Origin of the sequence: Kribbella sp. NPDC050124 (assembly GCF_044460355.1) — a bacterium.
GTDB lineage: Bacteria > Actinomycetota > Actinomycetes > Propionibacteriales > Kribbellaceae > Kribbella.
In genome coordinates, this window is the sequence record NZ_JBITJU010000001.1 from 474584 (window position 1) to 493524 (window position 18941).

Annotated in this window: 23 protein-coding genes; 7 read left to right on the plus strand and 16 right to left on the minus strand. The window is 69.1% G+C overall.

Annotated features, from left to right (window positions below; all coding sequences use genetic code 11):
• Positions 1–11: 11 nt before the first annotated feature.
• Genes ACIBL3_RS02435 through ACIBL3_RS02460 form a run of 6 tightly spaced genes read right to left on the minus strand, consistent with a single transcriptional unit; the run spans position 12 to position 5843 of the window.
• Positions 12–1520, minus strand: coding sequence for an SCO6880 family protein (locus tag ACIBL3_RS02435; protein ID WP_396351364.1), 1509 nt, complete (start codon positions 1518–1520; stop codon positions 12–14).
• Complete coding sequence (locus ACIBL3_RS02440; RefSeq protein WP_396351365.1) at positions 1507–3126, minus strand: type IV secretion system protein; 1620 nt, start codon at positions 3124–3126, stop codon at positions 1507–1509. The genes ACIBL3_RS02435 and ACIBL3_RS02440 overlap by 14 nt, the downstream gene beginning before the upstream one ends.
• A 1-nt stretch (position 3127) precedes the next feature.
• A complete protein-coding gene (locus tag ACIBL3_RS02445) occupies positions 3128–4030 on the minus strand; it encodes a type IV secretion system protein (RefSeq protein WP_396351366.1) in 903 nt (300 codons plus the stop codon).
• On the minus strand, positions 4030–4896 hold the full coding sequence (locus tag ACIBL3_RS02450) for a hypothetical protein (RefSeq protein WP_396351367.1): 867 nt from the start codon (positions 4894–4896) through the stop codon (positions 4030–4032). The genes ACIBL3_RS02445 and ACIBL3_RS02450 overlap by 1 nt, the downstream gene beginning before the upstream one ends.
• 32 nt (positions 4897–4928) lie before the next feature.
• A complete protein-coding gene (locus ACIBL3_RS02455; RefSeq protein WP_396351368.1) occupies positions 4929–5156 on the minus strand; it encodes a conjugal transfer protein TrbC in 228 nt (75 codons plus the stop codon).
• A 60-nt stretch (positions 5157–5216) separates the two neighbouring features.
• Positions 5217–5843: a DUF6668 family protein gene (locus ACIBL3_RS02460; RefSeq protein WP_396351369.1), complete on the minus strand. Its 627-nt coding sequence runs from the start codon at positions 5841–5843 to the stop codon at positions 5217–5219.
• A gap of 304 nt (positions 5844–6147) precedes the next feature.
• Here ACIBL3_RS02460 and ACIBL3_RS02465 point away from each other — a divergent pair, with 304 nt between their 5' ends.
• Positions 6148–7563, plus strand: a complete 1416-nt coding sequence (locus ACIBL3_RS02465) for a hypothetical protein (protein ID WP_396351370.1) — start codon at positions 6148–6150, stop codon at positions 7561–7563.
• On the plus strand, positions 7560–7853 hold the full coding sequence (locus ACIBL3_RS02470; protein ID WP_396351371.1) for a hypothetical protein: 294 nt from the start codon (positions 7560–7562) through the stop codon (positions 7851–7853). The genes ACIBL3_RS02465 and ACIBL3_RS02470 overlap by 4 nt, the downstream gene beginning before the upstream one ends.
• Positions 7854–7972: 119 nt before the next feature.
• Here the strand turns inward: ACIBL3_RS02470 and rplI are convergent, their stop codons facing one another.
• From rplI to ACIBL3_RS02500, 6 genes are all read right to left on the minus strand, one after another.
• Positions 7973–8419, minus strand: a complete 447-nt coding sequence (gene rplI, locus ACIBL3_RS02475; protein WP_396351372.1) for a 50S ribosomal protein L9 — start codon at positions 8417–8419, stop codon at positions 7973–7975.
• Positions 8420–8433: 14 nt separating this feature from the next.
• Entirely contained in the window at positions 8434–8667 is a 234-nt protein-coding gene (gene rpsR / locus ACIBL3_RS02480) for a 30S ribosomal protein S18 (RefSeq protein ID WP_133798335.1), read from the minus strand.
• Positions 8668–8746: 79 nt separating this feature from the next.
• Positions 8747–9322 (minus strand): single-stranded DNA-binding protein, encoded by a 576-nt coding sequence (locus ACIBL3_RS02485; RefSeq protein ID WP_396351373.1) that lies wholly within the window; start codon positions 9320–9322, stop codon positions 8747–8749.
• A 92-nt stretch (positions 9323–9414) separates the two neighbouring features.
• Positions 9415–9705, minus strand: a complete 291-nt coding sequence (gene rpsF / locus ACIBL3_RS02490) for a 30S ribosomal protein S6 (RefSeq protein ID WP_132211461.1) — start codon at positions 9703–9705, stop codon at positions 9415–9417.
• A 212-nt stretch (positions 9706–9917) separates the two neighbouring features.
• Complete coding sequence (locus tag ACIBL3_RS02495; RefSeq protein ID WP_396351374.1) at positions 9918–10577, minus strand: DUF4241 domain-containing protein; 660 nt, start codon at positions 10575–10577, stop codon at positions 9918–9920.
• Positions 10574–11713 carry an MFS transporter gene (locus tag ACIBL3_RS02500; protein ID WP_396351375.1) on the minus strand — a complete coding sequence of 380 codons (1140 nt, stop codon included), beginning with the start codon at positions 11711–11713 and terminating at the stop codon, positions 10574–10576. The genes ACIBL3_RS02495 and ACIBL3_RS02500 overlap by 4 nt, the downstream gene beginning before the upstream one ends.
• Before the next feature lie 94 nt (positions 11714–11807).
• Here ACIBL3_RS02500 and ACIBL3_RS02505 point away from each other — a divergent pair, with 94 nt between their 5' ends.
• Both ACIBL3_RS02505 and ACIBL3_RS02510 read left to right on the plus strand, forming a co-directional pair.
• Positions 11808–12308 (plus strand): Lrp/AsnC family transcriptional regulator, encoded by a 501-nt coding sequence (locus ACIBL3_RS02505; protein WP_396351376.1) that lies wholly within the window; start codon positions 11808–11810, stop codon positions 12306–12308.
• A gap of 31 nt (positions 12309–12339) precedes the next feature.
• Positions 12340–13143 carry a deoxyribonuclease IV gene (locus tag ACIBL3_RS02510; protein ID WP_396351377.1) on the plus strand — a complete coding sequence of 268 codons (804 nt, stop codon included), beginning with the start codon at positions 12340–12342 and terminating at the stop codon, positions 13141–13143.
• On the opposite strand, the gene ACIBL3_RS02515 is transcribed toward ACIBL3_RS02510, so the two are convergent.
• Positions 13124–13615: a hypothetical protein gene (locus tag ACIBL3_RS02515; RefSeq protein ID WP_396351378.1), complete on the minus strand. Its 492-nt coding sequence runs from the start codon at positions 13613–13615 to the stop codon at positions 13124–13126. The two genes, ACIBL3_RS02510 and ACIBL3_RS02515, sit on opposite strands and share 20 nt — an antisense overlap.
• A gap of 35 nt (positions 13616–13650) precedes the next feature.
• Between ACIBL3_RS02515 and ACIBL3_RS02520 the strand changes: the two genes are divergently transcribed.
• Positions 13651–14187, plus strand: coding sequence for an NUDIX hydrolase (locus tag ACIBL3_RS02520; RefSeq protein ID WP_396351379.1), 537 nt, complete (start codon positions 13651–13653; stop codon positions 14185–14187).
• On the opposite strand, the gene ACIBL3_RS02525 is transcribed toward ACIBL3_RS02520, so the two are convergent.
• Genes ACIBL3_RS02525 through ACIBL3_RS02535 form a run of 3 tightly spaced genes read right to left on the minus strand, consistent with a single transcriptional unit; the run spans position 14156 to position 16678 of the window.
• The gene (locus ACIBL3_RS02525) at positions 14156–15364 is read right to left on the minus strand and encodes an MFS transporter (protein WP_396351380.1); all 1209 of its coding nucleotides are present in this window, start codon (positions 15362–15364) and stop codon (positions 14156–14158) included. The two genes, ACIBL3_RS02520 and ACIBL3_RS02525, sit on opposite strands and share 32 nt — an antisense overlap.
• A 31-nt stretch (positions 15365–15395) precedes the next feature.
• Positions 15396–16094, minus strand: a complete 699-nt coding sequence (locus tag ACIBL3_RS02530; protein ID WP_396351381.1) for an SDR family NAD(P)-dependent oxidoreductase — start codon at positions 16092–16094, stop codon at positions 15396–15398.
• 17 nt (positions 16095–16111) lie between these two features.
• Entirely contained in the window at positions 16112–16678 is a 567-nt protein-coding gene (locus tag ACIBL3_RS02535) for a TetR/AcrR family transcriptional regulator (protein ID WP_396351382.1), read from the minus strand.
• Between the two features lie 120 nt (positions 16679–16798).
• Here ACIBL3_RS02535 and ACIBL3_RS02540 point away from each other — a divergent pair, with 120 nt between their 5' ends.
• On the plus strand, positions 16799–17716 hold the full coding sequence (locus tag ACIBL3_RS02540) for an SDR family NAD(P)-dependent oxidoreductase (RefSeq protein WP_396351383.1): 918 nt from the start codon (positions 16799–16801) through the stop codon (positions 17714–17716).
• 92 nt (positions 17717–17808) lie between these two features.
• Positions 17809–18939 carry a lipid II:glycine glycyltransferase FemX gene (locus ACIBL3_RS02545; protein WP_396351384.1) on the plus strand — a complete coding sequence of 377 codons (1131 nt, stop codon included), beginning with the start codon at positions 17809–17811 and terminating at the stop codon, positions 18937–18939.
• Positions 18940–18941: the final 2 nt, after the last annotated feature.

The window sequence follows — 18941 nt, forward strand, 5'->3', positions numbered from 1 at the left end:
CTCCCCAGCGGTCAGAGCGATTCCCGGATCCCGGCCGGGATGGACAGGTGGCTGTGCAGTACGACGCCCAGCGGCAGCGCGGCCACGAACGCGGAGTCCTGCGAGCCGTACGCCGGACGCAGCAGGATGCGCGCGGTCGCACCGAGGTTGTCGATGGCCGCGATCATGTCCGGGATCTGCTCGGCCGACATCACCGTGCCGGTCACGACCATGCCGAAGTTGACCAGACCCGCACCCCGGGCCTCCTCCTGCGCGGTGCGGTCCGCGGCCCGGGCCTCGGCCATCGTCCGGGCCGTCGGCCGGTTCGACGTGGTCGCGCGGAAGGACGCGTTGCGCTTGTCGGCCTCGACCATCCGGGCCGCGGTGGCCGCGTCCAGCGGACGGTAGAGGAGGGTGACGCGCTTGCGGTCGATGTCGTTGTGCGGCGCAACCAGCTGGGACAGCACCGAGGAGAACACCTCGCCACGCGGCGCCTGAGTCATCTGCCAGGTCACCGACCACGCGGAGTCGTGCCGGTACTTGTCCCAGAACGCCTGCGCGCCGGCCGGACCGACATCGGTCCACTGCAGCTCCGGCGCCATCCCCTGGCCGCGTGCCTCGTCGATCAGAACGGCGGCGGCCGGGTCGTAGGCGATCCGCACGGTCTCGCACAGCTCCTGCGCGGTGACCGGCCGGGCAGCGCCCGCGCCGGTCGCGTTCAGGCTCTGGGTGAGCGCGGGCAGCCGCGACGCGAGCTCGCGACCCATGTCGTCTTCCTTACGGCGCTTGCCGCTCCGGTCGGTGCCCTTGAAGGTCAGCGCGACGCGGGCGGAGATCAGCGCGGAGCCTTCCGGGTAGCTCTGCACGACCTCTGTCAGCATCGCCCGCGCGATGGCCGGCGTGCCGTCCAGCATGTTGTTGCTGACCTCGCGACGCAGCCGGATGCCGGTGTCGGGTGCACTCTCGACCGTCACCGAGGCGGCCACGATCCCCGGTTCGTGGCCGAGCGAGGCGAGCCACTGGCCCCAGTGCGCGACCCAGACGTCCACCTGCTCCTCGTCGACCAGCGAGGCGCCGTCGGGCTCGGCGTTGATGACCACGGTGAAGTGCCGGGTGCTCGGGTAGTACAGCAGGGCGAAGGGCCGGCCGTACGAGTCCTGGTACTCGCTCAGCTGGGACGCGGCGGCCAGTCCGGGGAGCTGGAACTTGCCCCACGCGGTCCGGCCGAGCGGACCCGAACGGTAGATGTTGTGCTTCGCCATGGTCGCTCGTTGCCATCCAATACGCGTCGAGAGCCGTTGCAGGGTGGACAGCCCGTGCTTGTCCTTGGTCATCAGCATCAGCAGGCAGATGCCGACGATCACCATCGTCACGATCGCGGCCTCGGGTCCGCCGGACATCATGGCGAACACCGTCATCAGCAGGCCGCCCATCATCAGGGCGGTGCCGAGGGTGCCCAGGCCGGCGATACCCGCCGAGACGGGCTGTCTCCAGTTGCCGTAGGTGCGCGGGGCGCTTCGTACGTTGTCAGCCGCTGCCACGTGGTCCGTCCGAGTCTCGTTGAGCGTCGCGGCGGGCCTGATCGTCCCGCCAACGGGTGTCCTGCTGCTGCTGTGTGCGGGCACGGTCGCGGTCGCGGCTCATGTCGCGCTGCGAGCCGCTGCTGCCCGACGGGCCACCGCCGCCACCGCCGCCACCTCCACCGCCACCGCTGGTGGAGTCGTCGTCCAAGACCTCGCCGGCGACGGTTTCAGACGCTTCCTTGGCCTTCTGGAACGCGACCACTGCAGCAGCAACCGGGGCAGCCGCGGCACCACCGGCCGCGGCAGCGCCACCACCAGCCGCCGCAGCGCCACCACCTGCAGCAGCGCCGCCACCACCCGCGGCAGCCGCGCCGCCACCACCGCCGGCCGCGGCCGCACCGCCACCGCCGCCGCCACCTGCGGCTGCACCGCCACCTCCACCGCCGCCGGCGCCACCAGTGGCTCCACCTCCTCCGCCACCGCCGCCGCCGGAACCGCTCTGGGCCTGGCTGGGACGGCCGACGTTGCGAGCGCCGCTCGGGCCTTGACCGTTGCCGCCACTGCCGTCGGCGCCGCCCTGGTCGGCGCCCTGCGAAGCCTTGTCGGCGAGCTTGTCCATGCCGAGCATCTTCGCGCCGATCATGCCGGCGCCGGCCGAGCCCGCGGTCGCCGCGACCATCGGCACCAGGAAGCGCATCAGCGCGGGCAGCGCGAACAGGGCCAGGATCAGCAGTGTGAGGCCGGTGACCATGTTCATCACCTGGGTGCCGCCGGGTTCGGCGGAGTCCTCGAAGTTCAGGCCCTGGCCGTTGTTCGAGGTGAGTCTGATCGCGGTCGCATAGATGATCGCGGCAACGAACTTGTAGAGGATGAACGCGAGGATCCAGCCCAGGATCTTCTTGAACCAGGTCCGGCCCATCTCGGTGTTGGTCGCCGCGGCCGCGATCGGCAGCACGCCGAGCAGCAGGATCAGCATCGCGCTACGGACGATCATCAGCACGATCTGGATCACCCCGGCGATGATCGCCAGGATGCCGATGGTGATCGCCAGCCCGATGCCGAGAGGTCCAGCGGCCGGCGACAGGCCGATCATGGCGCCCATCACCTCGCCGAAGCTCTCGCCGCCACCGGTGTTGCCCATGCCGCAGCGCCAGCCTTCGCCGGAGTCGCTGAGCGAGGTGGTGACGATGCAGTCGGCGAACTTGTCGACGACCTCGATCAGCGCCTGCGCGATACCGATCGTCAGCGCGGACGCGATGGCGAGGGTGATCAAGGACCGCAGGATCTCGCGGGCCGCCTCACCACGATGGCTCCACACCATCTGGATGGCGCCGACGATCAGGCCGATCGCGGCGACGAACAGCGCGATGTACTGGGTGTGCTCCCAGATCCAGCCGACCGTGTCGTTGGCCGGCGCGCCGTTGGCCCCGCCGACGGCAGGGGTGTCGACGTACACCCAGAAGGTGCCGATGGTGCCCATCAGCACTGTGACGGCTTCGGCGACGATGTCGAGAATGGGCTGGAACACGAAGTTGATCACCGCTTCCGCTACTGGTTTGAGCACAACCTCGACAGCAGCCTTCAGGCACTCGTACCAGCCGTCACCACACCCGAGCGGAATCATGTCAGGACGTCCTCGGTGAGACGAACCGCAGAATGGCGGGCAGCGCGACGCAGGCGAGGATCATCAGTGTCACGCCCATCACGAGCTTGAGTGTCTGCGAGGTGCCGTCGGGTGCGCCCGCGGGCGCCTCCGGACTCCCCATCAGCTTGATCGCGGTGGCATAGATCAACGCCGCCACCGGTTTGTAGATGATGAAGCCCGCGAGCCAGGCCAGCGCCCGCTTGAACCACATCATGCCCATCTCGGTGTTCGTGGCCGCGGCGGTCAACGGGAGCACTCCGACCAGCAGGACGAGCATTCCGTACCGGACCACCATCAAGGCGAGCTGGATGATCGCGGTGATCACCATCAGGATGCCGACGAAGATGATCAGCGCCATCGCGAACGACTCGCCGGGATCCTTGAGTGGATCCAGCATCACCGAGGCGACCTTGTTCGCGAAGCCGGAGTCGTCGGCCCCGACCGCCTCGTGGATGATCCACTCCGAGAACTGGTCGGCGGCCTGGATCAGGGTGGCCGCGAAGGCCGCTCCGGCGGCCGAGACGACCACCATCGTGATCAGCGACCGCAGGATGTCGCGCAACGGCTCACCGCGCTGCGAGATCGCCATCTGGATCGCCGCGACGATCACCGCGATGGTGGCCGCGACGGCCAGGATGTAGTTGGTGTGGACCTGGATGAAGCCGGCCGCGCCGGTGTTGCCGACGTTCGGAGTGTCGATCCAGACCCAGAGGAAGCCGACCGCCTCCAGCACCACCTCGACGGCCGCCACCACGACGTCCTTGATCACCTCGAGGATGATCCTGAAGAACGGTCCCATGACCGCTTCCATGACGTCGCCGAGCTTCTCCTCGACGCAGTCGTCCCAGTCCCAGGGCGCCCAGGAACAGCCGAGGACGATCATCACGCCCCCCGGAACCGGACGTAGCCGTCCAGGGACTGCAGCACGTCCGGCGCGGTCTCGCCGTTGAAGCTGCCGTCCTCCTGCAGCACCGCCCGCCAGTCGTCGCGGTACCACTGCATCGTCACCGGCAGCGAGGCGATCTTCGTCTCGTCGATCTGTACGGCGATCTGCAGCACGGCCCGGTTCGGCAGGTAGTCGAACACCTTGAACCCGATGAACTGCGCGACCTTGCCCTCGTTGCGCGGCGTCGTACTCACCCGGGCCTCGGTGACCGCCCGGTTCCGGCCCGGGCCGGGCACCACGCGGGTGGCCAGCACGTCGTCGGTCAGGTCCGGGTTCCGGATCTGGCCGAGCACGTTCATCGCCGCGAGCACGGCGCCGGTCGGCGAATGGGCGAAGCAGGAACGCACACCGGTCCGGTCCATGACGGCCGGACCTCCCTCTTGCTGGAGCGGAATCAGCATGTCGGCCTCGAACTGCCAGGTGACCGCCGACGGCGCCATCCGCGGGATCCTCTGGTCAGGGTTCTTGAGCTTGCAGCCACCGACACCGGGCGTGGGCGGCCCTGACGGTGTCACGGTGGAGGTGGGTCGGCCCGTGGGCGTGGCGGGCGGCACGGACGGTTCCTCGGTGGGCTGTTCGGTCGGCTCGACCACGCTCGGCGACGTCGACGGCTGCGAGGCCGGCGTCCCCGGGTCGCGGGCGAAGAGCCACACGATCAGGCAGACGATCACCGCACCGACGATGATCACCGACGCGATGAAGCCGTTGTCCTGCCAGAAGCTGCCGGACGTGCCGCCGTCGCCGTCGCCGCCCGCGGAGCCCGAACCGGAGCCGGAGCCGGAGTCGCTGCTGAACAGTCCCACAGCCGATCAGGCTCCGGCGACGGAGAGCGCGGTCACTTCAGCTGGTCGACGATGGCCGTCGCCGAGCCGATGATGATGCAGGCCGCCAGAACCCAGCCCAGCCGGGCCGCGTGCTCGCCACCCTCACCACGGCGCTGGCCGATGGCCATCATGGCGCCGGCGATGATGATGCCGAGACCGCAGATCAGGTACGCGATGATCTTGACCCAGTTGATGACGCCCCTGAGCTTGTCCATGCCGGGCGGGTTGTCGTCGATCATCGGGACCAGGTTGGCGGCCTCCGAGACCAGATGTACGAGCATCATTGCGGTGGTTGCCTTTCAGTACGGGGCGGGATAGTCCGCTGGGTTTGACGCGCGAAGAGCGTAGATGGATTCAAGGACTTCGAAAACCTCGTCAGGTGTGTTGTCAGGGGTGGGTGCCTCCCCTCGGCGCCACTCCTCGATCCACGGGATGTCCCACACTCTCGGCACCCCACCGCCGACGATGTCGGCGAAGTCGTCGAGGACGCGGGGCAGCCGGCCCGGAGCGTCCGCGATCAGCACCAGGCCGAGCACGGCGACACCCTGGACGACCCCCGAGGCCCACTCGATCGCGGCCCGCTGGGCGGCCCGCAGGCCCGAACCGTTGGTCCGGGCAACCAGGATCACCGGTGTCGGCACCGGCGGTGGCGGGATCGGCCAGCGGTGGTTGGCCGCCCGCGTGCCCGGAAGCAGCAGCGACATGGTCGTCTCGCCCGCGCCGCCGTGCACACCGACCCACCAGAGCGTGTCCGCGGCCGGAATGGCGAACTTCGGCAGCCGCTGGTCCTCGGCCGGGGCCGGGACGCCGTGCTGCGGGGCGGACGGCCCGCGCCGGGAGAGATCCGCAGGCTGCGAGGGGCCTGTGGCCGACTGTTCCGGACCCGGGGTCGGCGATTGCTGCCGAGTCCACGGGTTCTGCGTCATGCCCCCTCCTCTCGCGGTGCGTCACAGGCTGTCGCCCACAGTATTCTCTCGCTTTCCGGGTGTACTTTCGTGACCCATCCACAGGCGAGGATGTTTCTACCCCCTTGTCGGGGTCAGTCGAGCCGAGATCTCGCATCATCGGCGGACCCGGGCTCCCCGGCCTGCCTTTGATGCGGTGGACATGCTAATGGTCTACTTTGCCGGGGACTCGGGTGGTGGCTCACTGGTACAGCGGTCTGGACCACTGACGGCAGTGGCGGAGTCGGACGAGTGAGGAGTCAGGTGGCGGGAATGAGAGGTCGTCGTGGCTGAGAAGGTCCCGTCCTGGCCCAAGGTGACGATCCGGCTGTACGACGATCACAACGCCGAGGTGAAGATCGCCGGCCGCAGCCACCCGGTCAACCACCACGACCCGCGACAGGCCGCGATCGCGCTCGTCAGTGAACGGGCCGGCCAACTCGGTCGGCCGGTGAAGGCGACGGCGGTGGAGTCCGACGGCGCCTCCTGGCCGCTGATCATCCACCCGGACGGCCGCGTCGAGGCGGTCGAGGAGCAGAACCGCAAGGGCAAGGGCAGCAGCGCCGAGAAGCCGATCTGGCCGATCATCGTCGCTGCCGTGGTGGCCGGCTGTCTGGTCGTCGGCACGGTCCTCTACCTGACCGTGCTCCCCAAGGGCGGCGGTGTCGCCAAGCCGACCGAGTCGCCGAAACTCCCCGCGCTGCCCGAGCCGAGCGTCGGTCCGGACCAGCTCGCCTCCCGGCCGGCGCCACCCGGCTTCACGACCAACGCGTCCTGGACGGTCGACATCGCCCAGGACACGATCCCCGCGGTGTCGCCGGACGGCACCGAGGTCGCCGTACTGACGCCCGACGACAAGATCGCGGTGTTCGACAGCAACGGCAAGGTGCTGTGGCAGGACAAGGTGCCGAACGACGCGCAGAACCCCGTCTACACCACCGTCGACTCCAAGGTCGTGCTCGCCGTCGCGACGTCGGACACCTTGTACTACTGGGCCGGCGACGGCGCCGAGGCCACCGAGGTCGAGCTGCCGGACTCGGCGAAGGTGCAGTTCTTCGGGACGTCGCCGTTGATCGAGATGGGCAGTGCCGGGGCCAGCGTGGTCTCCGGCGGCGAGCTCAAGACCGTCGAGCACCAGCGCCGCGAGGCGACCATCCTGCTCGCCGAGGGCGACCGCGCGCTGATGGCCCGGTACGGCGGCCCGCTGTACTGGAGCCAGCCGGGCAAGGACCTGCAGGAGGTGGACCCCAAGCCGCCGGCTGGATCCAAGGGCATCAGCCGCGTGCTGGCCGCCAGCCCGGGCTACGTGCTGGTGCTCTGGAAGACCGCGAACGCCAACGTGGTGATCCCGGCCGTGCACTCGAGCGCCAACGGCGGGGTCGTCGCGATCTGCCAGGGCGACTCCGAGGGCACCGTGGAGAACTGGGACTGGGTCCCGGACACCAGCCGCAAGGTCGCCGCCTGGGGTGAGTGCCTGATCGACTTCACCCGGCGCAAGACCTTCCCGTTCCCCGACTTCCAGCCGTTGTCGATCACCGCCAACGTTGTCTACGGCAACCTCACCGGCAAGCTGGTCGCCACCGCGCCCGGCAGGCCGTCGCACCCGCTCACCGCGGGCACGGCTCGTCCCTGGGGCATCGCCGGCCCCCACGCCATCGTCGTCCACAACTCCGTCCTCTACGCCCTGGACAAGAAGAAGTGACGCCCACAGGTACGGCGGTTGAGCTGACTGCTGGGGTCGCCCGGCGGCTGGCGCGCGGGGTGGCGTGGTTCGTGGCGGTGGTGGTGCTGGTGGTGCCGTCGGGATCGGCGGTGGCGGACGACGATCCGGCGCCGGTTCCGTGGCCGTCGATCGGCAAGCCGGAGGCCGGTGGCGGCGGTCAGGGTGGTCCGGCCCCGATCAGCTGGCCAAGCGTCACCAAGCCGGAAGACACCGGCTCCTCCTCCAACCCCGCCCCGGTCCAATGGCCCGCTCCAGCGAAAACCGGCTGACGGGCTGATTCCGACGCAACTGCTGGTCGAAGAGCCGGCGCAACTGCTGGTCGAAGAGCTGCGGAGAACGAACAAGGCCCGCGCCTCCCGAGGGAGGTGCGGGCCTTGGACTAGGTAGATCAGCTAGCTGCTACCTCGAGGCGGACGGTGGCCGCCACCTCGGGGTGGAGCTGAACCGAGACCTGGTGCTTGCCGGTGGTCTTGATCGGCGCCGCGATCGCGATCGCGCGCTTCTCGACCAGCGGGCCGCCGGCGGACTTGATCGCGCCGGCGATGTCGGCCGGGGTGACCGAGCCGAACAGCCGGCCGGTGTCACCCGCCTTCACGTCCAGCGTGACGGTGAGCTGCTCGAGCTGGTTCTTGACCTCGCTCGCGTGCTCCTTGCCCTGGATCGCCCGGGCGTCGCGCGCCCGCTTGATCGACTGGATCTGCTTCTCGGCGCCGCGGGTCCAGCCGATGGCCAGGCCGCGCGGGACCAGGTAGTTGCGGCCGTAGCCGTCCTTCACCTCGACGATGTCGCCGGGGGCTCCGAGGCCCTCGACCTCCTGCGCCAGGATGAGCTTCATGTGCCGGACCTCCCTCAGCGAGCCGTGCTCGTGTACGGCAGCAGCGCCACCTCACGAGCGTTCTTGATAGCGGTGGCCACGTCGCGCTGGTGCTGTACGCAGTTCCCGGTCACCCGGCGGGCGCGGATCTTGCCGCGGTCCGAGATGAACTTGCGCAGCAGCGCGGTGTCCTTGTAGTCGACGTACGTCGCCTTGTCCTTGCAGAAGCCGCAGATCTTCTTCTTCGGCTTCCGAATGATCTTGGCCATTGTGGTGCTCTCTTCCTTCCAGAGCCCGGCACCTGTGCCGGAATGGTCTGTTTCTTATCTGGTCACGACCCGGACCGGATCAGAACGGAGGCTCCTCCATCGAGCCGCCGCCCTGGCTGGCCCAGGGGTCGTTCTGCGGGGCGGACTGGCCGCCGCCGCCCTGTCCCTGCGGGGTCGCCCACGGGTCGTTCTGGGGGGCGCCACCGCCCTGGCCGCCGCCGTAGCCGCCGCCGCCCTGGTTGCCACCACCGCCACCACCGAAGCCGCCGCCGTCACCGCCGGGACCGGAGCGCATCGCCCGGGTCACCTTCGCGGTGGCGCTGCGCAGGCTGGGCCCGACCTCGTCCACGTCGATCTCGAAGACCGTGCGCTTGTTGCCCTCACGGTCGTCGTACGAGCGGGACTTGAGCCGGCCCTGCACGATCACGCGCATGCCGCGCTGCAGCGACTCGGCCACGTTCTCCGCGGCCTGCCGCCAGACGGAACAACTCAGGAACAGCGACTCGCCGTCCTTCCATTCACCGGTCTGCCGGTCGTACGTCCGCGGCGTCGACGCGATCCTGAAGTTCGCGACGGCGGCGCCGGACGGGGTGAACCGGAGCTCCGGATCGTCGACAAGGTTGCCGACCAACGTGACGACGGTTTCGCCTGCCATTGCCGTTCCTCCTGCTGTCGGGTGTGGCTGTGTCCACAACTATCAGTAGCGGCTGGCGCCGACAGTACCGATGGTTGCTGACGACCCCAGGGTCAGTGCTGGTCCGGCCGGATGACCTTGGTGCGGAGGATCGACTCGTTCAGCGTGAGCTGACGGTCGAGCTCCTTCACCACCGCGGGCTCCGCGGTCAGGTCGATGACGGCGTAGATGCCTTCGGCCTTCTTCTTCACGTCATAGGCAAGCTTGCGACGACCCCAGATGTCGAGCTTCTCGACCGTGCCACCTTCCTTGCGGACGATGTTCAGGTACTGGTCGATGGACGGCTCCACGGTGCGCTCATCGAGCTCAGGGTCGAGGATCACCATGACTTCGTAACGACGCATGCGCGAACTCCACCTCCTTCGGACTTGGCGGCCACGGTCTCTCCGTGGCAGGAGGGCGATGCGATGATGCCCGGCGTCGGCACTTGCCACCGGCGCCAAGCAATGAGCCCGGTCGATGGACCGGGCCACACCCAAGAGAATACCAGCGTCCGGACGCCCTCTTGACCATATCCACAGGGCACTTCCAGTAACTCTCCGTCACGCCGCGACGATCAATCGTCACTCTCCGGCCCGACCACCAGCAGATCGATGTGTACGCCGAGGACCCGGCCGTCCGCGTCCACGGTCCGCACCACGGGGTACGCTCCGTCACCCCAGCCGGAGTGGGACAGCACCACGTTCTCACCGTCCGTGGCAAGCGGCAGCACGATGTTGGCGCAGCCCTCGCGGAGGTGGTCGGCCGAGTCCATCAGCGCGAACCAACTGTCGTCACGGCCGGTGTCGAACAGGTCGTCGTACCAGTCGCCCTCGGGCATCTTGGTCCGGACGGCTTCGGCGTCCACGAAGGCGACCGTGCCCGCGTCCACACCGACCATCCAGAACTCGTCCTCCCCCAACGCCTCACCGGAGCTGGTCGCGGGCTCCACCCGCGCGACCTCCCCGTCCGCGACGCGCAGCGACAGGAACGCCTCCCGCAGATGGCTGCCGTCCTGCTCCTCCGACACGTCGGCCACAGTGACCTGCACCGGGTAGTCACCAGGCGGTACGTCGACCACCGGCGCCTCCCCCAGCGTGACGAACGGGTCGCAGGCTTCGAGGCGGCCACTCGGCACCCGCAGTACGCCGAGATCGTGAACGGTCAGGGACCAGGTCCGCCCGTCAACCTCGACAGGACCAGGGCGGAGGGCACGGAAGTAGTCCGGGTTGATCACGAGCCAAGGCTAGTGGGGTGGCGACGGTCCGCCGGGGAGGTACGCCGCAAGGTCAGGAGAAGCAGCGGGATCGCCAGTACGCAGGAGAAGGTGGACAGCACGGTGAATCCGCCGAGGGTGAAGAGCCAGGGAGACGCCGCGGTGGCCAGGGCCGAGACGGTCCAGATGGACGACTCCACCTTGCTTTCCAGTTCCGCGGACACGAGGAGCGCGCTGCCGCCCAGGTAGCAGAGGTTCCAGGCATAGCCGAGGAGGAACAACGCCGGCGTGAAGGCCGGACCGGGCTGCGCGATCAGGACTCCAGCCACGAGGAGCAGGCTGAGGCCGGCCACCACCACGGGCCGAGTACCGAACCTGTCGATGCACCAACCAGTCAGCGGGGACAGCGCGAACATGCCGAGCGTGTGAGCGGACAGCATCATCCCCAACGTCCCAAGCCCTGCACCGTGGTGGTGCGTATGCACCGGCACCGCTGTCATGAGCGCCACCATCACCAGATGCCCCACGACCATCACAGCGGCCGCCAGCACAACCTGAGTACGACGCGGCGCCACGGAGTCATCCGGGACCACCACCACCGCCCGGACCCGTGGGATGTAGGTGGACGCGACCAGTGCACAGAACACGGCTGCCAACGCGAGCAGAAACGGACCCGCGACCGCCGGAAGCCCCAGACCACGAGCGAAGGCCTGCGACGGCGCCATCAAGAACGGTCCGCCCGCAGCACCCGCCGTACTCGCCCAAACGACTGTGCTCATCGCTGACGCGCGTCGGGCAGCAGGTACGGCGTCAGCCGCGGCGTACCGCGACAGCAGACTGGCTGCGTTGCCCGCCCCGAGCAAGAACATGCCGACGAACAGCAGCGCCACGTGAGCGCCCACTGCGGTCAGCACTGTCAGCGCTCCGCCGGCGACACCAACGCCGTACCCGGTGCGGAGTGCCTGGGCGCGCCCGCGGCGGACAGTCCACTTGCCGACGGCCAGTGCGCCGGCGGCTGTGCCCAATACGCCGGCTGTGTTGGGCAGACCGGCCAAGCCGGGGCTCAGCTGGTCGGAGATCAGGATGGTGCTCACCGCGCTCGCTGCGACCATGGCGGCGTTCATCAGGGCGGCGGCCAGAACGACGGGGATCAGCATGTCTGCAACGCTAGAAAGGCAGTCGCCGCCGCTGAATGCACGAAGTAAGGCGTTCGCCCTTGTGAAGCGGTGATGTCGAAGGTGTTCTGGGGGCATGACCTTTCAGGAGCGAAACCTGGACGCGACGGACTGGCAGATCCTCTCCGAACTGCAGGCTGACGGGCGGCTGTCGTTCAACCAACTGGGCAAGCGGGTCAACCTGTCGCCGCCTGCCGTGGCAGACCGCGTACGGCGGCTGGAGGAGTCCGGCGTGATCGTCGGCTACCGCGCGCAGGTCGACCCGGCACGCGCGGGCCAGCCGCTGTCCGCCTTCGTCCAGATGCGCTGCACCACCGGACGCTGCCTACTCAAGACCACGCGCGCCGAGGACTTCCCGGAAGTGCTCGAGATCCACAAGCTCAGCGGCAACTCCTGCTCGATGCTCCGAGTCCGCGTGACCTCCATGAAGCACCTCGAAGGCCTCTTCGAGCGCCTGGGCGAGCACGGCGAGATGAACACCCACGTCGTTCTCTCCACCGAGTTCGAAGGTCGCCCGGTTCAGCCGCCCGCTCAGGATTCGCGGCCGGTCACGCGTTCGGCGGGATGGGGCTCCTGAACTGTCGGTGGGCGGTTCTAGGGTGGAGTCCATGAGCTTGAAGCTGGGTGCGCACGTGGATCAGGAAGACCCGCTGGCCGAGGCGGCCGACCGGGGAGCCGACCTGGTGCAGTTCTTCCTGGGCAACCCGCAGGACTACAAGGCGCCGAAGCTCGCGTACGCCGACGGCGAAGCGGCGCTGAAGGAGCGAGCGGCCGCGGCGGGCGTCGATCTGTACGTGCACGCGCCGTACCGGCTGAACGTGGCGAACACGAACAACCGGATCCGGATCCCGAGCCGCAAGCTGCTCCAGCAGACCCTCGACAAGGCGGCCGAGATCGACGTCAAGGGCGTCATCGTGCACGGCGGGCACGTCGGCGACGAGGACGACCCGGAGGCCGGGTTCGACAACTGGCGCAAGTGCATCGAGCGGGCCGAGCTGCCGGTGCCGCTGCTGATCGAGAACACGGCCGGCGGTGAGAACGCGATGGCCCGTCAGCTGGACCGGATCGCCCGGCTGTGGGACGCGGTGCAGTCCTCGGGCAACGACCGGCTGGAGAACGTCGGCTTCTGCCTGGACACCTGCCACTTCCACGCCGCCGGCGAGGAGCTGCCGACGATCGTCGAGAAGGTGAAGGCGATCACCGGCCGGATCGACCTGGTGCACGCCAACGGGTCACGCGACGAGTTCGGCTCCGGCGCGGACCGGCACAGCAACTTCGAGGAGGGTCACATCGACCCGGCCGACATCGTCGCCGTGGTGCAGGCCGCCGGCGCCCCGGTGGTCGTCGAGACGCCGAACGCGAATCACGGTCAGAAGGCCGACATCGACTACCTCAGGGCTCATCTGAAGTAGCTTCGGGCAGGCCGTGGACCCAGTAGGCGATTCCCCACGGCAGCAGTAGCGCCAGCGCGGTCGTGTTGCGGGTCGGGATGAGGACGCCCGCAACGATCGCGATGAGCAGTACGACGGTCGACGTCTGAAAGAGGTCGAGTCGGCCGATCACGCGGGTGCGCAGGGTGGCGCGCTCCAGGGCGCAGGCGGCGTAGCAGGCGATGAGGGCGAGGACGGCCAAGAGCGCGACGACCACGCCGATCCAGGCGGCGGCGCCGTACTCCGCGGCGCTTCCGATGATGTCGCCGAGCTGGAAGACCCCGACCAGGGCAGCCAGTGCGGCCGAGGTCCCGAGCAGCCGCGCAGTCGTACGGCGGGCGCGCACAGGATCAGGCGAAGGCGCCGGGTCAGGCGAGGAATCCGGGTCAGGCGAAGGCGCCGGATCCGGCGAGGAATCCGGGTCGGGCGCTGGGTCCGGTGGTTGGGCCGCCATGGGGGGACGGTAGCGCAGCCGCGAGAATGGCCCCCATGCAGACCTGGGCCGAGCGGTTTCCCGAGCTCTTCGCACCGGACCACTGGGCCTGGGGTGAGCTCGACGTCCGCTTCTCCACCGAGGAGCCGCCGGACGAGCTGATCAGCAACGTGCACGTGATCGGCCGCACCTCCGGCGGAATCGTTGTCTGCGGCAACGATCTCGGCTGGCGCTTCCTGCCCGGCGGCACCCGCGAACCGGACGAGACGATCGAGCAGCTCGTGCAGCGCGAACTGCTCGAGGAGGCCGGCGCCCGGCTGACCGGACCGCTGACCTGGCTCGGTGCGCACCGCGCCGAGCACCGCCGCCCCGGGCCGTACCGTCCACACCTCCCGCACCCGATCTCGTACTGGGCGACTGTCGTCGCGGACGTCGTGGTCGAACAGGAGCCCACCAACCCCGACGACGGCGAACAAGTGGTCGAGGTCCTCGTGCTACCTGCCGAGCAGGCGGTCACCTACCTCGACGCCCAAGCCGACGGCGGGATGATGGGCAGCCAGGTCAGACTGGCTCAGGCAATGGAGCTGGTTTAGCTGACCGCCAGGGCAGTACGACGGCACTCAGCAAGCAGCACCCGCCCGCGATCCACAGCGCACCGCGGAGTCCAATCACCGCAGCAAGCACCCCGCCGAGTGCCATGAACGCCGGTTGCACGCACCGCGAGCTGATCGACCACGCACCCACGACCCGCGCCATGTAGTCGTCCTCGGTCACCTCCATCCGGTACGTCGCGAACGAGGGGTTGAACGCGCCGGCAGCCACCAACAGCCCGACCTCGGCCGCGGTGATCAGCGCGAACCCACCCCAGCCGTCCGGTGCCAGCGGCATCAGCAGGAGCCACGGCGCCCGGAGTACGCCGAACACGAGCAGCATCCACTGCAGTCCGTATCGTCGGGTCAGCCGGGGCGCGAGCCGCGCGCCCAGCACGCCGCCTAGGCAGGACAGGCCGAGCGAGACCCCGTAGTTCCACGGCGGCAGCCCGAGGTCGCGCAGCATGAAGACGGTGAGCAGCGGCGACGTCATCATCACCGGCCCGCCGAACAGCTGCGAGTTCCAGAACAACACGCGCAGTCCGCGGTGACGCAGGATGTACCGCCATCCGGCGGTGACGTCCGCCTTGCCGTCTCGCCGTACCGGCTCGGGCTCGGGTTGCTGGATCCGCCGGATGCCGAGCGCCGACCCGAGGAACGACACCGCGTCGATCGCCAGCGTCGCGGTCGCGCCGACCACACTGACCAGCACGCCGCCGACCGCCGGACCCACGCTCAGCGTGAGCCAGTTGGTCTGCTCGAACCGGCTGTTCGCCTCGGCTCGCCCCTCGGCCGGGACCAGCGCCTTGAGGTGCGCGCCACTCGCCGCCTGGAACGCGATCAGCGCCGCCGCTTGGACGACGCCGACCACACAGAGCTGGGTGTAGGTCAGTACGTCGAACACCGCCGCGACCGGCACCGACACCAGGACCACGAACCGGACCAGGTCGGCCGCGATCATCACCGGACGCTTCCGCCGTTGCTCGATGAAGTCGCCCATCGGCAACGCGATCGCGGCGCCGGCGATCGCGGACAGCGCGGCCAGCATCGACACCTGGAAGGTGCTGGCATCGAGGGCGAGTACGGCGATCAGCGGCAGCGCGCCGAGGCCGACCGCCGATCCGGCCGCGCTGATGGTGAACGCGACCCACAGCCGCCGGAAGTCTCGACCCAAAGACATCCGGCGATCGTAGGAGCCGGCACCGACAGAACTAGCGGAGGTTCAAGCCGCCGTCGAGGAGGACTACCTCGCCGGTCACGTAGGTGTTGTGGATGAGGGCCGAGATCAGGTCCGCGACGTCCGATGGTTGGGCCGCGCGACGCATCGGGCTCGTGGTTTTCCACAGCTCCTGGGCGTCGGTCCAGGAGGCAGTGAGCGGAGTGTCGACGAGTCCGGGCGCAACCGCGTTGACCCGCACCGTCGGTCCGAGGGCGGCGGCCAGCAGCTTGGTCATGTGGTTGAGCGCGGCCTTCGAGGCGGCGTACCCGATCGAGCTTCCCTTCGGCCGCACGCCGGCATGGCTGGTGACGTTGACGATGCAGCCGCCCGACTCCCGGAGCGCAGGCACGGCCGCCGTACACAGCAACCACGGCGCGATCAGGTTGACGTCGAGCAAGCGCCGCCAATCGTCCGCCGTCAACGCCTCGAGATCCGCGTGCGGCACCGGCCAACTGATGCCCGCGTTGTTCACCAGTACGTCGAGCCGCCCATGCTCGGCCAGGACCCGCGGCACCAACCCAGAGGCCTCGGCGTCATCCGCGAGATCGGCCTGGTGGTAGGACCCGTCCAGCTCGCGGGCCAGCGCCGTACCCGCGTCCCGGCTCGACCGTGAGTGCACCGCGACCGTCATCCCGTCCGCGGCCAGCCGCCGAGCCGTCGCTGCCCCGATCCCCGAAGCCGACCCCGTCACCAGTGCGACCTTCGGCATTAGGAGCCTCGGTAGCGAAGGCCGTCCATCAACAGGTTGAGGGCCCGGTCGGCCTGGTCGCGGTTCTTTCCGGTGGCCAGGGCGACCCCGCTGATGCTGATCAGCACGTCGTCCGCCGACACGTCGGAGCGGAGATCGCCGGACGCGGCGCCGGCGTCCAGGAACGGCTTGATCGCGCCGACCAGGAGCTCGAAGCTCTGCGCGTACGGGTTGGCGCCGGACGCGATCACCGCACGGAGCGCGTCGGCCATCCCGAGCTTGCGGGTCATGTAGTCGATGTAGCGGTCCATCCAGGCGCGCAGCGCCTCAGCCGGCGGCATCGTGTCGAGCAGCACCGGCGCGGCGTCGCAGATCGCAGCGAGCTCACTGCGGTACGCCGCCTCGATCAGGAGCTCACGGGTCGGGAAGTGCCGGTAGAGGGTCCCGATGCCGACACCGGCGTCCTTCGCGATCCCCTCCAGCGTCGCCTCCAGACCGCACGTCGAGAACGCGCGCGACGCGGCGGCCAGAATCTGGTCGCGGTTCCGCTGCGCATCCGCCCGCAGCGGACGTTCGCCAGTGCCCATTTCCCCTCCCTCCTGATCCCAGAACCTATCGGACTTGATAACCGGAGGCACCTCCAGTTAACTGGGATTACCGGAGGTTCCTCCGGTTAAAGCCTAGCTCGCAGAACAGGACCGAACCTGATGAGCCGAATCACCACCCCCTTCACCCATGACTCCACCGCCGCCGACGTGATCGCCGGCGTAGGCCTGTCCGGGCGTCGCGCGGTCGTCACCGGCGGCGCGTCCGGCATCGGTGTGGAGACCGCCCGTGCCCTCGCGTCCGCGGGCGCCGAGGTGACTCTCGCCGTACGCAACACCGCCGCCGGTGAGCGCACCGCGGCCGACGTCATCGAGACGACCGGCAACAGCCACGTCTTCGTGGCGCCGCTCGAGCTCGCCGACCGCGCCTCGGTACGGGCGTTCGCCGAGAACTGGGACGGGCCGCTCCACATCCTGGTCAACAACGCCGGCGTGATGGCCGAGCCGCTCAACCGCACGCCCGAGGGCTGGGAGCACCAGTTCGCGACCAACCACCTCGGCCACTTCGGCCTGGCGACCGGTCTGCACGCCGCTCTCGCCCAGGCGGGCAACGCCCGGATCGTGTCGGTCAGCTCCAGCGCGCACAACCGCTCGGACGTCGTGTTCGACGACATCCACTTCGAGCAACGGCCGTACGACGAGTGGGCGGCGTACGGGCAGTCGAAGACGGCCAACATCCTCTTCGCAGTCGAGGCGGCCAAGCGCTGGGCGAGCGACGGGATCGTCGCCAACGCGCTGATGCCGGGCGGTATCCGGACCGCGCTGCAGCGGTACGTCTCCGCGGAACAGCTGCAGGCCTGGGAGTCGTTCCAGTGGAAGACGACCGAGCAAGGTGCGTCGACCTCGGTCCTGCTGGCCGCGTCGCCACTTGTCGACGGCGTGACCGGCCGGTACTTCGAGGACAACAACGAGGCGCTGCCGCACGGGGACAGCGAGTACAGCGGCGTCTCGGCGTACGCACTCGATCCGGAGTCGGCCACTCGGTTGTGGGAGCTCTCGGAGAAACTGCTCGCCCAGTAAGCGAGCCAGTCGCCGCCCCAGTTATCCACAGGTTTGATCAGGTCACCGGCTCGGCTACGGTTCAAAGCTCCGGGCCGGTAACCTGACCGACCGTGAGTGACTTGAGCATCCGGACCATCTCGGCCGACGAGCACGCCGCCTACATCGCGGCGCAGCCGGCGGCGAGCTTCCTGCAGACCCCTGGGTGGGCGGCGGTGAAGAGTGAGTGGAAGGCGGAGTCACTCGGCTGGTACGACCCGGCGAACCCGGCAGAGCTGGTCGGCGCCGGCCTGGTGCTGTACCGGCAGATGCCGAAGGTGAAGCGCTACCTGGCCTACCTGCCCGAGGGCCCGGTGATCGACTGGGACGCGATCGACCTCGGCCAGTACCTGCGCCCGCTCGCCACACACCTGCAGGAGCGTGGCGCGTTCGGCATCCGGATGGGTCCGCCGGTGGCGACCCGGCGCTGGGGCGCCAAGACGATCAAGGACGCGATCGCCGGCGGGCAGCAGCCCAAGCTGGGCGACGTCCGGGCCGACGTGATCGAGCCGTCCGGCGAGCTGGTGGCCAAGCAACTGCGCGCGCTGGGCTGGAAGGCGCCTCGCACCGGAGAAGGGTTCGCGGCCGGACAACCGCAGTACGTCTTCCAGGTCCCGCTGGCCGGCCGCGGCCAGGACGACCTGCTGAAGGGTATGAACCAGCTGTGGCGGCGCAACATCAAGAAGGCCGACAAGGCCGGCGTCGAGGTGACGCAGGGCGGCCTCGAGGACCTGAAGGCGTTCCACCAGCTGTACGTCGAGACCGCGGAGCGGGACCACTTCACGCCGCGGCCGCTGCCGTACTTCGAGAAGATGTACGCCGCGATGGCCGGCCAGCCGGCCGATTGCTGTGACTTCCGGATTTACAACGCCTACCACGAAGGCGACCTGGTCGCGTCGACGATCTGGGTCCGGGTCGGCGGTCACTCCTGGTACTCCTACGGTGCCAGCTCGACCGCCAAGCGAGACGTGCGTGGATCGAACGCGATCCAGTGGCGCATGATGACGGATGCGCTCGCGGCGGGCGCGTCCGTGTACGACCTACGGGGCATCACCGACACCTTGGACCCGAACGACCCGCACGTCGGGCTGATCCAGTTCAAGGTCGGCACCGGCGGCGAGGCTGTCGAGTACGTCGGTGAGTGGGATCTGCCGTTGAACAAGGCGCTCTACACCGCATTCGACCTCTACATGAGACGGCGTTGACA